This window comes from Nocardioides sp. Bht2 (genome assembly GCF_047308515.1).
Classification (GTDB): Bacteria; Actinomycetota; Actinomycetes; order Propionibacteriales; family Nocardioidaceae; genus Nocardioides.
In genome coordinates this window covers 910,635-924,342 of sequence record NZ_JBLBWI010000001.1, presented here as the reverse complement: position 1 = coordinate 924,342, position 13,708 = coordinate 910,635, and the positions used below count along the sequence as shown (strand labels likewise).

The 13,708-nt window shown below is 69.6% G+C and carries 13 protein-coding genes; 9 read left to right on the top strand and 4 right to left on the bottom strand.

The window, feature by feature from the left end:
- Nucleotides 1–10: 10 nt before the first annotated feature.
- The gene (locus ACLM5J_RS04425) at nt 11–1,207 is read right to left on the bottom strand and encodes a Fic family protein (protein WP_413654842.1); all 1,197 of its coding nucleotides are present in this window, start codon (nt 1,205–1,207) and stop codon (nt 11–13) included.
- A gap of 151 nt (nt 1,208–1,358) precedes the next feature.
- Between ACLM5J_RS04425 and ACLM5J_RS04420 the strand changes: the two genes are divergently transcribed.
- From ACLM5J_RS04420 to ACLM5J_RS04405, 4 genes are read left to right on the top strand one after another with little or no spacing between them, the layout of a single operon-like run.
- On the top strand, nt 1,359–2,024 hold the full coding sequence (locus ACLM5J_RS04420; RefSeq protein ID WP_413654841.1) for an SIMPL domain-containing protein: 666 nt from the start codon (nt 1,359–1,361) through the stop codon (nt 2,022–2,024).
- A gap of 4 nt (nt 2,025–2,028) precedes the next feature.
- Nucleotides 2,029–3,186, top strand: a complete 1,158-nt coding sequence (locus tag ACLM5J_RS04415) for a benzoate/H(+) symporter BenE family transporter (RefSeq protein ID WP_413654840.1) — start codon at nt 2,029–2,031, stop codon at nt 3,184–3,186.
- A gap of 30 nt (nt 3,187–3,216) precedes the next feature.
- Nucleotides 3,217–3,816 (top strand): DUF305 domain-containing protein, encoded by a 600-nt coding sequence (locus tag ACLM5J_RS04410; RefSeq protein WP_413654839.1) that lies wholly within the window; start codon nt 3,217–3,219, stop codon nt 3,814–3,816.
- A gap of 21 nt (nt 3,817–3,837) precedes the next feature.
- Nucleotides 3,838–4,173, top strand: a complete 336-nt coding sequence (locus ACLM5J_RS04405; protein ID WP_413654838.1) for a YnfA family protein — start codon at nt 3,838–3,840, stop codon at nt 4,171–4,173.
- A 39-nt stretch (nt 4,174–4,212) separates the two neighbouring features.
- On the opposite strand, the gene ACLM5J_RS04400 is transcribed toward ACLM5J_RS04405, so the two are convergent.
- Together ACLM5J_RS04400 and ACLM5J_RS04395 are read right to left on the bottom strand one after the other, a co-directional pair.
- A complete protein-coding gene (locus tag ACLM5J_RS04400) occupies nt 4,213–5,052 on the bottom strand; it encodes an SDR family oxidoreductase (RefSeq protein WP_413654837.1) in 840 nt (279 codons plus the stop codon).
- An 8-nt stretch (nt 5,053–5,060) separates the two neighbouring features.
- Entirely contained in the window at nt 5,061–6,542 is a 1,482-nt protein-coding gene (locus ACLM5J_RS04395) for a flavin-containing monooxygenase (RefSeq protein ID WP_413654836.1), read from the bottom strand.
- Nucleotides 6,543–6,633: 91 nt separating this feature from the next.
- On the opposite strand from ACLM5J_RS04395, the gene ACLM5J_RS04390 reads away from it, so the two are divergent.
- The 5 genes from ACLM5J_RS04390 to ACLM5J_RS04370 all read left to right on the top strand — a co-directional run bounded on the left by ACLM5J_RS04390 (nt 6,634) and on the right by ACLM5J_RS04370 (nt 10,686).
- Complete coding sequence (locus ACLM5J_RS04390) at nt 6,634–7,260, top strand: TetR/AcrR family transcriptional regulator (RefSeq protein ID WP_413654835.1); 627 nt, start codon at nt 6,634–6,636, stop codon at nt 7,258–7,260.
- A 25-nt stretch (nt 7,261–7,285) separates the two neighbouring features.
- Entirely contained in the window at nt 7,286–7,858 is a 573-nt protein-coding gene (locus ACLM5J_RS04385) for a cell division protein FtsQ (protein WP_413654834.1), read from the top strand.
- 106 nt (nt 7,859–7,964) lie between these two features.
- On the top strand, nt 7,965–8,699 hold the full coding sequence (locus ACLM5J_RS04380) for a YcnI family protein (protein WP_413654833.1): 735 nt from the start codon (nt 7,965–7,967) through the stop codon (nt 8,697–8,699).
- Nucleotides 8,696–10,300 (top strand): CopD family protein, encoded by a 1,605-nt coding sequence (locus tag ACLM5J_RS04375; RefSeq protein WP_413654832.1) that lies wholly within the window; start codon nt 8,696–8,698, stop codon nt 10,298–10,300. Before ACLM5J_RS04380 ends, ACLM5J_RS04375 begins: the two co-directional genes overlap by 4 nt.
- Before the next feature lie 62 nt (nt 10,301–10,362).
- A complete protein-coding gene (locus ACLM5J_RS04370; RefSeq protein ID WP_413654831.1) occupies nt 10,363–10,686 on the top strand; it encodes a hypothetical protein in 324 nt (107 codons plus the stop codon).
- A 68-nt stretch (nt 10,687–10,754) separates the two neighbouring features.
- Here ACLM5J_RS04370 and ACLM5J_RS04365 read toward each other — a convergent pair whose 3' ends face one another.
- Nucleotides 10,755–13,610: a PQQ-dependent sugar dehydrogenase gene (locus tag ACLM5J_RS04365; RefSeq protein ID WP_413654830.1), complete on the bottom strand. Its 2,856-nt coding sequence runs from the start codon at nt 13,608–13,610 to the stop codon at nt 10,755–10,757.
- Nucleotides 13,611–13,708 lie beyond the last annotated feature (98 nt).

Sequence of the window (13,708 nt, the reverse complement as noted above, 5' to 3'; positions counted from 1 at the left end):
GCCCGGGGCGTCAGCGGGCGCGCGCTGCGATCCGAACGCCCAGATCCTCAAGCTCGTCCGCGAGTGCGCTGGCGATCCAGACCTGGTTGCGGGCCCGGTCGGTGAGCGGACGGATGACGCCGCCGGCATGGAGGCGCTCGATAGCGGTGTAGAGGCTGGAGGTGGCGCCGCCGACCTGCGCCGTGGCATCGTCGGCAGAGAAGATCGGGTGGTCGGTGAGGTTGTCGAGGAGCTTCGCCGCAGCGCTTCCCTTGCGTGGTCTACCGGCCCGTTCCCGCCAATGATCGGGGAGTTCAGCCAAGCGTTGGGCGGTGACGCGTGATTCGCGGGCGGCGAGGGCGCTGGCGGTGGTGAACGCCGTCAGGAGGGGTGCGAGGTCGCCGTCACGGTAGGCGCCGAGCGCAGCGAAGTACTCGTCGCGTCGAGCCACGACTGCGGAGGCGAGCGGGATCACCACACGTCGAGTTGCGCCCCGGCGACGGAAGACCGTGTTGATCAGCGCCCGGCCGATCCGCCCGTTGCCGTCGGTGAACGGATGGATCGACTCGAACTGGGCATGCACCACGGCTGCTTGTTCCAGGACACCGAGATCGTCGCGGTTGACGAAGGTTGCCAGGTCATCGAGGTAGCCGGCGACGGTCTCCGCAGGAGGCGGCACGTAGAGCGCTTCGCGGGGAGACCAGTCGGAGCCACCGATCCAGTTCTGCATGTCGCGCAGTCGTCCGGCATAGCTCTTCTCGTGGGGATCTTCGGCCATCAGGACCTTGTGGGCGGCAAGAACGTCGGTGATCTCGAAAGTGCGATCGCCCGCGGCGGCATTGATCAGTTGGTCGAGGGCGCGAGTGGAGGCGACCATCGAGGTGGCGGATGTGTTCGCCTTGACCCCGTGCAGGGCACGAGCGTAGTCGTCGACGCTGGCTTCGATCCGTTCGATCTTGGAGGAGGCCACCGACTCCGCCCGCAGCAGCATCAGTGAGAGCGGCTGCAGGTGAAGGCCGTGGGTCTCGTCGACGGCGGCGATCTCACGCAGGGCATCGTCGGTCAGCGCACGAAGCTCGGCCGGAACAACGACGTCGAGGTCGGCGATCAGCGGCGGGCGTTGGACCTCGACCTTGCGCAGCATTCTGTCTTCGCGGGTTCCGCCGCGGAATTCCTGGCGCCATGGTGCGACCGAGCGGCGGTGCGGCGGTATCGGGATCGACGGCATGAGGTCTCCTAACTCGGAACATCCTCCCAGTTATTCCGACTTATGACCACTAAGTCGGAATAACTGGCGCGTTATTCCGACTTAGCCGCCGATCCAAGAACCGTCATCGATCCTGACCAGGCGCCGGGCTGCTGGGCGGTAGCGTGCCGCTATGGCAGTCGAGTTCACGGTCCAAGGGCGGTTCAGCGCCTTCCGCACGCCCGAGCGTGGCACGGTCCAAGCCACCATCGGCCTGGAGGGCCCGGCGCTGGCACCCGTCTATGAGCACGTGGTCCGGTCGCTGGAGGCGGTGTCGCAGAGCATCGCGCCCCTGCATCGACCCGATGCCGGTCCGATCACCTGGTGGTCGACCCAGCAGGTGCGGACCTGGGCCAACCGTCCGTGGAACAACGAAGGCAAGCAACTGCCCCTGGTGCACCACGCCCGGGTCAGCCTCTCGGTGAAGTTCTCCGACTTCGCCGAGCTCTCCCGTTGGGTGGGGCAGCACGTCGAGCACACCCGCGGTTTCAGCCTGGACGGCGTCGACTGGGCGCTGACGACGAAGCGCCAGGCCGAGTTGCAGCGTGAGGTCCGCGCAGCGGCCGTCCGGGACGCCGCCGAACGAGCCCAGGCGTACGCCGACGCGCTCGACCTCGGCCCGGTCCGGCCGGTCGCGATCGCGGACGCCGGCATGCTCAGCTCCGGGATCGGGCCGACCGCGATGCCGGCCGCCGCCTACATGCGTGGCGCGGCGGGCGGTGGCGGCAGCAGTGAACTCGCCCTGCTCCCCGAGGACATCGAGGTCAAGGCCGAGGTCGACGCTCGGTTCGTCTCGTAACCCGATGAGCGGTGAGACGTCGAGGTTGAGCCAACCGATCACGGCGGGAGTGCTGACCGCCCTGGTGGGGTTCACCAGTTCGTTCGCGGTGGTGCTGGCCGGGCTCACCGCGGTCGGGGCGACCCCGGCGCAGGCGGCCTCGGGGCTCCTGGTGCTCTGTGTGGCCCAGGCGCTGGGCATGCTCTGGATGAGCCGCCGTCATCGGATCCCGATCAGCCTTGCCTGGTCGACGCCGGGCGCGGCGCTGCTGGCCGGCACCGGCATCCCGGACGGCGGTTGGCCGGCCGCGGTCGGCGCCTTCGTGGTGGTCGGTGTGCTGATCCTGCTGACGGCACTGTGGCCGCGGCTGGGCGAACTGATCGCGATGATCCCGGCGCCGATCGCCCAGGCGATGCTGGCCGGGGTCCTGTTGTCACTCTGTCTGGCGCCGGTCCGTGCCGTCGTCGACGACCCTGCCGTGATCGCACCGGTGATCGTGACCTGGTTGGTGCTGGTCCGCTTCCTCCCGCGGCTGGCGGTACCGGCGGCGTTCGTCGTGGCGCTGATCGTGATCTGGACCGCGGGCCACGGCGGTCCGAGCGGCGCCTGGCTGCCGCAGGTCGAGACCACGATGCCCGCCTTCGAGGTCGGCGCACTGGTCGGGATCGCCCTGCCGCTCTACGTCGTCACGATGGCCTCGCAGAACGTGCCGGGCGTCGCGGTGATGGCGAGCTACGGCTATCAGGTGCCGTGGCGCGAGACGATGACGGTGACCGGGATCGGCACCGTCGGCTCGGCGTTCGGGGGCGGCCACGCCGTCAACCTGGCCGCGATCACTGCCGCGATCAGTGCCGGTCCGGACGCCGGGACGAACCCGAAGCGGCGCTGGATCGCCTCCGAGACCGCCGCCTGGTCCTACCTCGTCCTCGCGGTCGCCTCGGTCGCGTTGACCACGCTGGCGGTCTCCGGTCCACCCGGTGTGGTGGAGACGGTGGCGGGGCTGGCTCTGCTCGGCACCCTCGGCGCGAGCCTGTCGGCCGCCGTTGCGGCGACCGAGGGCCGCGAAGCCGCGGTGGTGACCTTCGTCGTCGCCGCCAGCGGTGTCACCGTCGGCGGGATCGGTGCGGCGTTCTGGGCTCTGGTCGCCGGGCTGGTCACGGCGGCGGTGCTGCGTCGTCGGTGAAGCGAGGTGACACGTGACAGCATGCCCCCCATGATCGCTCGTCGTCTCCGTGCCTCGGTTCTCGCGACCGTCGTCGCCCTCGCTCTGACGGGATGCGGTGATGACGCTGACGGGGAGTCGACGCGCACCCCCGAGCAGGCCGAGGTCGGGTTCGCCACCGACCTGCTCCAGCACGATGCGCAGGTGCTCGCCCTGCTCGACCTGGCCCGGGAGCGGATCCTGCCCGCCGAGGTGACGACGGTGTTGAGCGAGGTGCAGCTGCATCGCGCCACCGAGGTGGAGGCGTTGACGACGTTGCTGGCCGAACTCTCGGCGCCCACGCCCGCGACGGTGCGGGACCACGCGAACGTCGGTCACAGCGAGGACGGGCCGCACGCTGCCGACACCGAGACCGGCGGCGACCTTCCGGGGATGCCGGACGCCGACGAGCTCAACGAGCTGACTGCCGCCGACGACGGGGAGTTCGCCCGGCTGTTGGCGGAGCTGCTCGGGGAGCTGAACGACGGTGCCGTCGAGATCGCCGACGACTACCGCGGCGAACTCGCCGACGGTGACGGCGCCGAGCTCGCGGACGAGGTCGCCGCGCAGCGCGAGGCCGAGGAGAAGCTGCTGGACCAGCTCTCCGCCTGACGCTGTGGAACGATGCCAGCCATGACGCTCGCCAAGTCGCTCGTGCTCTTCGGTCTGGCCGCGTTCGCGGAGATCGGCGGTGCCTGGCTGGTCTGGCAGGGAGTGCGGGAACACCGCGGCTGGCTGTGGATCGGTGGCGGCGTCGTCGCGCTGGGGCTCTACGGCTTCGTGGCCACCTTGCAGCCGGACGCCAACTTCGGCCGGATCCTGGCTGCCTACGGCGGGATCTTCGTGGCGGGTTCGCTGCTCTGGGGGACGGCGGTCGACGGCTTCCGCCCGGACCGCTACGACGTCGTAGGCGCTCTGGTCTGTCTGGTCGGGGTCGCGATCATCATGTACAGCCCCCGTTCAGTGTGACCTCACGGTCCAATTTCGGGGCAAAAGCCAGCGCTCAGGTCACATTGAGCGGGACTGGTCCTCGATCCGTTGGGCGTAGGCGGCGCGCTCGCCGCCGTGGGTGCGCAGCGCCCGGTCGTCCTTGGTGATCCGGCGAAGCTGCTCCTCGGCGGCGCTCGGGATCACGGCCATGAAGGTGGAGAGCGCGCCCACGTAACGGGGGACCGCGATCTCCGCCTTGCGAGAACCGATCGAGGCGACGACGGCGTCCGCGATCTCGCTCGGTTGCACCTTGGGCAAGGGCTTCATGTCCAGCCCCGAAGCCAGCGCGGTGTCGACTGCGGACGGCAGGATCGCGGTCAGGCTGACCCCGGAGTCGGCGTACTCGCGCCGGGTCGCCGCCGTCAGCCCGACCACGGCGAACTTGCTCGCGGTGTACATCGCCAGGCCCGGCACCGGGAACTTCCCGACCAGCGACGCCACGTTGACGATGTGCCCGCGACCACGGCTCAGCATCCCGGGCAGAGCCACCTGCATCCCGTTGACGACGCCGCCCACGTTGACGTCCATGATCAGTTGATTGGTGGCGTCGTCGATCTCCAGGAAGCCGCCGTTCGGCATCACGCCGGCGTTGTTGACCAGAACCTCCAGTGGGCCGTGCGCCGCCTCAGCCGCCGCGATGAAGGCAGCGAACGCATCACGGTCACGGACGTCGAGCCGGTGTGCGGTCCCGCCGATCGCAGCCGCGGTCCTCTCGGCCAGCGCTAGGTCGAGGTCGCCGATCGCGACCTGGGCGCCACGGGCGGCGAGCGCCTCGGCGGTGGCGCGCCCGATGCCTTGGGCAGCGCCGGTGATGGCAACACTCGCGCCGGACAGCGAGACGGCGGGGTAGCGGGACATGGTGCTCCTCAGGCGTAGGTGTAGGCGTCGAGCGGGAAGCTGCCGGCGGCGCGCAGCGCACTCACCGTCGACGTCGGGCGCAGCAGCGTCGCCTCGTTGTGCTGGTTGAAGTAGTAGCTGTTCGCGGTGGAGCAGTGGCCGAGCGCGAAGACGGAGTCGCCGACCAGGTCGCGCATCCGGGTCAGGAAGGCGTCGTTAGCCTCCTCGGTGACCTCGAAGGTGGTGGCGTCACGGTCCGCGAGGGCGGTGAAGAGCCGCTCCATGTGCCGCATCTGGCATTCGATGGTGGTGAAGTAGGAGAGCCCGCTGTACGAGTACGGGCTGTTCAGCGAGATGAAGTTGGGGAAGCCGGGGACGGTGACGCCCTCGTACGCCTGGAACCGGGTGGCTCGCCACCATTCGCCCAGGTTGCGGCCGTCGGCGCCGATCACCTCGATCGCCGGGAAGTTGACGTCCCACAGGTTGAACCCGGTGGCCAGCACCAGCACGTCGACGTCGGTGCGGCGTCCGTCGGAGGTGACCAGCCCGGTGGCGTCCAGGTGGCTGATGGAGGTGGTCTCCAGGTGCACGTGGTCGCGGTTGAAGGTGGGGAAGTACTCGTTGGAGAAGGTGGGGCGCTTGCAGCCGAACGAGTAGTCCGGGGTGAGCTTGCGGCGCAAGGCCGGGTCCTTGACCTGGCGGGCCAGGTGGGCGCGGCAGCCGCGCTCGGCCAGCTGGTTGATCAGCTTCGCCTGCCGGTAGTGGAGCACGCCGCTGACCATCATCCCTTCCAGGATCGAGGTCCCGACCAGGCGCGCGGCGCGTTGCGAGAGCGGCACCGAGGCGAAGAACTGCTGCACCGCCTCGGGCACGCTGAAGTCGACCTTGGGGCTGACCCAGATCGGCGTCCGCTGGTAGACGGTGAGGTCGCTGACCCTCTTCGCGAGCTCTGGGATCAACTGGACGGCGGTGGCGCCGGTACCGATGACGGCGGCGCGCTTGCCGGTGAAGTCGTAGTCGTCGTCCCAGTCGGTGGTGTGGACCACGTGACCCTCGAACAGGTCGATCCCGTCGATCTCGGGCATCTTCGGCTGGGAGAGGAAGCCGGTGGCGGTGAGCAGATACCGCGCCTCAATCGGTTCACCGTCGGCGACGCGGACCTGCCAGGTCTGCGACTCGGGCTGCCAGGTGGCCCCGTCGACGACGGCGTTGAACTGCATGTGCCGACTCAGGTCGTACTTGTCGGCCACGTGCTGGGCGTACCGCTTGAGCTCGGTGCCCGGCGCGAAGAGCCGCGACCAGTAGGGGTTGGGCTCGAACGAGTACGAGTAGGTCGCCGAAGGGATGTCGACGGCGAGGCCGGGGTAGCGGTTCACGTGCCAGGTGCCGCCGAGGTCGGACTCACGGTCGAGGATCACCAGGTCGTCGAAGCCGAGGCGCTTGAGGGCGATCGCTGCGCCCATCCCGCCGAATCCGGCACCGACGATGACGGCGTCGTGGACTCTGCTCATCCCTGCTCCTTGGCTCTCGGTCGAACGGAACTCGGTGTCACTTGCGGAACGGTATGTCAGTTTTCGGAGAGCTGGCAATAGAATCAGCGACGTGAGTGTCGAACCAGCCCTGAGCCGCACCGAGCGCAAGAAGGCCGAACTGCGCCGCGAGATCCTGGACGCCGCCTTCGAGGCGTTCGCCGAGCAGGGCTACCACGCAACCGGGATCGCCGAGATCGCCGCGCGCCTCGGCATCGGCCACGGCACCTTCTACCGCTACTTCGCGAACAAGCGCGACATCGTCGAGCACGTCGTCACCGCCACCATGGACCGGATCATCGGCGCGCTCACCGCCGAGAACGCGCCCGGCGCCGTCGACACCCTCGCCGGGTACCGCGAGCAGAGCCGCCGGATCGCCGACACCCTCGGCGAGATCATCACCCACGACCCGCGGGTGCCCCGGATGCTGATCGTCGAAGCCCCCGGGATCGATCCGCAGATGGCCGACCGGATCCTCGACTTCCTCGACCTCGCCGTCGAGCTCAACGCCGCCTACCTCGCGCACGGAGTCGAACGCGGCTACCTTCGTCCCGACCTCGACGTCGTCAACACCGCACGGGCGATCAACGGGATGATCCTGGCCGCCGCGATCGACGGCATCCGCCGCCCTGAACCCGAGCACCAACGCCGGCTCAGCGCCGCGATCATGGCGGTGATGTTCGACGGCGTCGCGTCCTGAGCGAGGCGACCGTTACCCTGATCCGGTGATCCGCACGCAGGTAACCCCGGGCTCCGGGGTACGCGTGCAGGTTCGCCCGGCACCCGGCACCCGGCTCCGGGCCGCGCTGGCCACGGTCGAGATCATGGCCGCCGTCACCGGCGCACACGTCTGGGCGGGCGGCGAACTGCCGGCTCTGCCCTGGCTGCTTGCGATGAGCGGGCTCGTCTATCTGAGCGGTGCGCTACTCATGCGTGGCAGCTTCTCGTTGCTGCCAGCAGCGCTCGGCGTCGGCGCCGCACAGTTCGGCCTGCACCATCTGCTGACGGCGATGAGCCCGGACGCCGGCCACGCGCACGGCACGATGTTCGGCGAGATGAGCGGTCAGATGCTCCTCGCCCACGCCGTCGGCGCGGTTGCCACCTGGTTGATCTGGGCGCTGCGCCGCCGCTCCCTCGATGCGATCCTGCACTGGGCGCAACTGCTGGCCAGTCCGCCGCCCATGGCGCCGCGGACCCTCCTGGTCGAGGGCCGGTGCGCCGCGCCGATCGCCTTGCGCGTCGTCCGGGACAGCCCACGCCGTGGGCCACCTCGGCAGAGTCTTTCCCTCGCTGCCTGACCTCACCCGAGGCCAGGCACAGTCCTGCCCGCCGCGAACCCCCCGGCGGGCCCCGAACGCGTCCCTTGGTGACCGCGTTCCCTGCACTCTGCCTAGGAGAACTCTGATGAACTTCCGTACCACCTCTCGCCTGCTCGCCGTCCCCGCCGTGCTCGGCCTGGTCGCGTTGGCCACCGCCGGACCGGCATCGGCCCACGTCACCGTCACCGCGTCCAGTTCGGCCGCCGGCGCCTACACCGTGCTCACCTTCAGCGCGGGCCACGGCTGCGACGGGTCGCCGACCACCAAGATGGAGATCTCCATCCCGGAGCAGATCCTCAACGTGACGCCGACCCGCACCCCGTTCTGGGACCTCGAGGTCCAGAGCGAGAAGCTCGCCGAACCGGTGACCGACGCGCACGGCGCCAAGGTCACCGAGCGTGACGCGGTCGTCGTCTTCACCGCCACCGAGCCGCTCCCGGACGGCGTCCGCGACACGTTCGAGCTCTCGGTCCAGCTCCCTGACGCCGAGGGCGAGACGCTCGCCTTCCCGGTGATCCAGAGCTGTGAGAAGGGGGAGACCGCCTGGACCGAGGTGGCCAGCGACGGCAACGCCGACGAGCTGGAGTCCCCGGCACCGGTGCTCACGGTGACCGCTGCCGAGGGCTCCGGCCACGGTGCCGCCGCTGGAGCCGGTGACGCGGCGAGCGACGACACCGAGAACGACGCCGACTCCTCGACCAAGGCCGCCAAGGCCGAGGACGACGACAGCAACTGGATGGGCGCCGTCGGTCTCGGCGCCGGTCTGCTCGGCGCGGTCGCCGGCGGAGTGGCGCTTGCGCGCACCCGCCGGACCTCGTGAACCGACTCCTCCGGGCCAGCCTGGCCGGCCTCGTCCTGAGCATCCTGGTGGTGCTCGGCGGGGCCGGCCCGGCCGCGGCCCACGCCACGTTGGCGTCGTCCGATCCGGTCGACGGCGCTGTCCTGGCAAAGGCGCCGGAGCAGGCGACGCTCACGTTCACCGAGTCGGTCGCGTTGCCGCAGGGCGGGGTCCGGCTCTACGACGCGGACGGTACCGAACGGGAGGTGACGGCGTCGGCGCTCGACCGCACCGTCACCGTGGCCCTGCCGGGCGGGTTGTCGCGCGGCAGCCACGTGTTGACCTGGCGGGTCACCTCGGCGGACGGGCATCCGGTGGCGGGGTCGATCACCTTCGCGATCGGGGAGCCGAGCGCGAGCGTCGTCCGGCCTGACGGCGATGACGGCGGGATGGTGCGGCACGTGGTCGCCGTCGTCACCGCGGCGGCCTATCTAGCGCTCTTCCTGGCGCTCGGGGTGGTCGGGTTCTGGCGGTTCCTGCTGCCGGGGACGCAGCGACTGGCCCCGGCTGGACAGCGCTTGCTGCGGATGGTTCGGATCGCTGCCGTGGTCGGTGCCGTGGCCTGGGTGCTGGTCTTCTGGGTCCGCGCCGCAGCGGCGACGCAGAGCGGACTCGGCGCGCTGCTGCGACCGGGTGACTGGACCTGGTCGACACCGGAGCTCGCCGCCAGTCTGCTCACCGCGTCCGCGCTCCTTGCGCTGCGCTGGGTCACCGACCTGTGGCCGATCGTCGCCGCAATGCTGGCCGGTGCTGTCGGCCCGGCGCTGGCCGGTCATACCCGGGCCTTCGACCCACAGCTCCCGGTGATCGTGACGGATGTCGTCCACGTCGCGGCGGGGAGCGCCTGGTTCGGCGGTTCGGTCGCCCTGGCGATCGTCCTGCCTCGGCTCGCCGGGCGGCGCCAGGCCGGTGAACTGGTAGCGCGGTTCTCGACGCTTGCGGCCGGCGTGCTGGTCGCGTTGGCGGCGTCCGGCGCGCTGTTGGCCTGGCGGATCGTGGGGAGTTGGGAGGCTCTCGTGGAGACCACCTACGGCCGGGTCCTGCTCGCCAAGGTGGCGGTGGTCGTGGTGGTCGTGCTGTTCGCCGCCTGGAACCGGTTCGTCCTGCTGCCGCGTGCTCGGGCAACGGTGGGTCATGAGGCGGAACGCCAAGGTCTGTTGGCGATCGGCCGGGTGGTGCGGGCCGAGGCGGTCCTGCTGGTCGCGGTGCTGGCGTTGAGCGCGGTCCTGGTCGACCGGGCGCCACGGGTCGAGGAGGCGTTCGTGGTGCCCGGCCAGCCGGCGACCCGGACCCTGGTGCTGGGGGAGGCGGAGGTGCACCTGACGCTGGAGCCGGCCCGGGTCGGCGCCAACACGCTCTCGGTCCATGTCGAGTACCCGGAAGGCGCCCCGCTGACCAAGCCGACACTCTCCGTCAGTGGGGGTGGCAACAGCCTCGGTGAGCAACGGTTGGAGATCGTCGGTCACGGTGCCTGGACCAGCCGGATCGTGTTGCCGACGTCCGGTGACTGGGAGTTTCGGATGGGGATGCGCCTGACCAAGTTCGACAACCCGGTCGACGCCGTTTCTTTCGAGGTGCGCTAGCTCAATGTGACCTCAGCGTCGCGTTTCGTCCCGAAACCGCGCGCTGAGGTCACATTGAACGGGTGGCTAACGTGGGGGCCGTGAAGCTCTCCTCGATTCCCACCGCGCCCTTGACCGCTCTCGGCCTGGTCGGCGGCTTCGTGCTCGCGAACCGCACCGGCAACCGTCCCCTGGGTGGCGTGGTGATGGCCGCCGCCAACGCCGCCGCCCTGCCCTCCTGGACGTCGCGTGGCCCGGCCACTGCCGCCGGGCTCTCCGCCCTCTACTGGGGCGCGATGGGTGCCTCGCACCCGCTGGCCAAGAAGATCGGCGTCTGGCCCTCCGTCGGCACGGTTGCCGCCGTCAGCGCGGGGGCTGCCTGGATCGCCGCCGATCGACGCCGCTGACAGCCAGCTCAATGTGACCTCAGCGTCGCGTTTCGTCCCGAAACGGCGCGCTGAGGTCACGTTGAGCTTCAGGAACAGACGCCGACCTGGTTCTCGCGCAGACAGACGTACGCCGGAGCGCTGAACCCGGTTCGACCCTGTGAGTCGGTGACCCTCGCGCTGAGCCGATAGGCGGTAAGCCCGGGGGCATGGGCTGCGCCCAAAGTGAGCTCGCCGCTGCTCCCGCGTCGGGTGAGTGCGGGATGCAGGTGGAGGTCGCCTTCGCCGTGGTGCATCAGCTCGACGGTCAACTGGACCTGGCCGGAGAGGTCTCGGCCCTCCTCGTCCTGTGCCAGCACCTGCCAGGTGAAGGCCTCGTCGACGCCTACCCAAGCGCCACCCTCGGGGAGCGTGATGGACACGGTTGGAGAGCCCCCAGGTTGTGAGAAGGCGACCACAGGTTCCGCGTAGGGATCACTCACCCGATGCACGACCACGACCGTCGCTACGCCGGCCGACACGTGCTCGATGATCCGTTCGTCGGTGGGTGTCGGCCCCCAAGCGTCGTGGACCATCCGGCCGTTCACCTGGACCTGCGTCCAACCGTCGCTCTGGACCGCGACCTCCAGAGGCCCACTCGCGGATCGGAGGCGGGATCGCCAGCGCACGGTGTAAGGCTCGCCGGCGAGCTCGGTCGGGACGTCGTCGAGGGTGGCAGCGTCGGAGCAGGACACTGCAGCCGGCTCTCCTACGGGCTCAGTGCCGTGGAACCACTCGGCGCGGACCTTGTCGAGTCCGCAGATCACACCGTCGATGCCGGGCTCGATCCGGCGCAGCTCTCCGGGAAAGATGGAGAGATACCAGAGCCGACCCTGACTGTCGGCCAGGATCTTCACGGGGGTGCCTGCGAGCTGACCTGAGAAGAGCAGGGCATCGGTAGCTGCCGGTTCGGGTGCGTCCAGATCGACGGTCCGGATCTCGCCGAACACGTAGTCGGCATAGAGGAAACGTCCCGCGAGCCCGCCGGGCCAGTTCTGCCCGAGCGTCACGCCCGCTGTCACCGATCCCATATCTCTGCGGTGGGGGTAGACGAAGATCGGCCAGTCCAGGTCGCTCTCCCCATCCGCCACCTGCTGCCACATCTCGGGGCACCCGGGACGGGGTACCCGCGGCGGGGTGAAGATCTGATCCGCCGCTTCGAAGCATGGCCAGCCCAGATTGGCGCCGGGCCTGATCCGGTTGATCTCCTCCCACCGACTTCCGCCCACTTCCCCGACGATCAGCGCTTCGTTGCTGTCGAGAGCCATCCGGAAAGGGTTACGCAGGCCGTAGGCGTAGACCCGGTTGCGGTTGCGAACCCCCGGAGTGCCGGCCCCGTCGTAGAAGGGATTGTCGGGCAACCCGAGACCAGTCTCGGGGTCGATCCGCAGCACCTTGCCGGCCAGGACGTCGAGCGACTGGGCGCGGATGTTCTCCAACTCTTCACCCCAGTAGATGACGCCGTCACCGATGCTGACGAAGAGACTGCCGTCCGGGTGGAAGAGCAGGTCGCCGATCGTGTGGGAGGTGCCCCACGAGGGAATGCAGTCCGGAAGACCAGGGTTGTCGCGGTCGCATTGGCGCCCCGAGACGTTACCGAGGATCACCTGCTCCGCGCCGTCGCGGACCCCGCGCCGGAGATGGACCCGGGTGACCCGCTGGCTCTTGGCGAGTGGTGACGTCCAGATGTCAGGGTCGTCCCAGACATAGGCGACGTAGACCCAGCCAGTCAGCCTCTGGTGGTCGAAATCCGGGTGGAGAGCGAGTCCGGTAAGGCCACGGTCGTGTTCGTCATCGACCTGATCGGTCAGGTCGATGACGGGGACTTCTCCCCGTACGCCATCGGTCACCAGCCAGATCGCCCCTGCCTTCTCCGCGATCAAGGCGCTGTCGGTGCCGATCATGGCGAAGGTGGTGGGATTGACGAGCCCGGCAGCCAGGGTCTCCTGGCTATAGCCGGGCGGAACCGGTAGTGCGCGCTCGAGGTGGAAGGGCGCGGACGTGACCAGGCCACGCTCCGCTCCGCGGACCAGCCGGGCGGTGACTCGATGTTCACCGGCGGGCAGCTCGGCCACGTCGAGAAGCGCATCCCAACTCCGCTGGTCGACGGAGTGGGCCATACCCGCACTCCGTTCGTCGATGAAGAGTTCGACCTGGTCGAGGGCTTGATCGGTCTGCACGGCCACGGTGACCTGCTCGCCGGTGATCTCAGTGGTGACGGAACCGGTCAGTGGACGGACGAGGACCTCGAGCGTCGGAGTGGTCAGCCCCGGCGCACCACGGTGGCTGCCGATGGTGGCACGCCAGCGATGGAGTCGGACGCTCGCTGAGGTCGGGGCCACGGTCCACCGGCCGCGTTTGTCGGTGCGGGTCGTGTGCCGGGTCAGCCATCGACCCGCCACCTGCTCCTGGACGGTGACCTTCCTGCCCGTGCGGGCCGGAGCCACTGTGCCGCTCAACAGCATCGCGCCGCGGGCGGCGCTACCGGCGTTCAGCGTCGCCTCCTGGCGCCGTGGGCTCAACCGGACGGTGCCCGTCGACACCTTCCGCCCCGCCAGTTGGAGCCGTAGCTGACGCTTCGTGCCAGGCATGGTGAGAGGTACCCGGTACCTCCCCTTCTTGTTGATGACCGTCCGTGCGACGGTCTTCCACCGGCGGCCGGTGTGAAGTTGGATGAGGGCACGGGAACCCGACCTGCGCCATCTCTTCGGGATCGATCCGCTGACCACGATCCGTTCACCCGCTATCGCATCACGGGGGGTGATGGCGGGCAGGGCGAGTGGGGCGCGGCGCTCCTCGACCCGGGGTGCTGCCGCCGTCGCGGTCGCCGGGCCGGGTGCCGCCACCAGACTGAGCCCGATGGCGACGAGAAGTCCCGCCAACGCCGTCGTCGAGGCGCGGTGCATCACAGACCGTGGTGATGGCACCACAAGACCCCCTGCAGAGTTGGCGTTACGTCTCCTCATCATCGGTTGCCTGGATGGGTTCCGGAGGAGATTGCCGC

Coding starts and splice junctions, on each gene's coding strand:
- ACLM5J_RS04420 (WP_413654841.1), top strand. CDS start 1,359: ATGGCAGTCGAGTTCACGGTCCAAGGGCGGTTCAGCGCCTTCCGCACG.
- ACLM5J_RS04380 (WP_413654833.1), top strand. CDS start 7,965: ATGAACTTCCGTACCACCTCTCGCCTGCTCGCCGTCCCCGCCGTGCTC.
- ACLM5J_RS04425 (WP_413654842.1), bottom strand. CDS start 1,207: ATGCCGTCGATCCCGATACCGCCGCACCGCCGCTCGGTCGCACCATGG.
- ACLM5J_RS04395 (WP_413654836.1), bottom strand. CDS start 6,542: ATGAGCAGAGTCCACGACGCCGTCATCGTCGGTGCCGGATTCGGCGGG.
- ACLM5J_RS04405 (WP_413654838.1), top strand. CDS start 3,838: ATGACGCTCGCCAAGTCGCTCGTGCTCTTCGGTCTGGCCGCGTTCGCG.
- ACLM5J_RS04415 (WP_413654840.1), top strand. CDS start 2,029: ATGAGCGGTGAGACGTCGAGGTTGAGCCAACCGATCACGGCGGGAGTG.
- ACLM5J_RS04410 (WP_413654839.1), top strand. CDS start 3,217: ATGATCGCTCGTCGTCTCCGTGCCTCGGTTCTCGCGACCGTCGTCGCC.
- ACLM5J_RS04400 (WP_413654837.1), bottom strand. CDS start 5,052: ATGTCCCGCTACCCCGCCGTCTCGCTGTCCGGCGCGAGTGTTGCCATC.
- ACLM5J_RS04365 (WP_413654830.1), bottom strand. CDS start 13,610: ATGCACCGCGCCTCGACGACGGCGTTGGCGGGACTTCTCGTCGCCATC.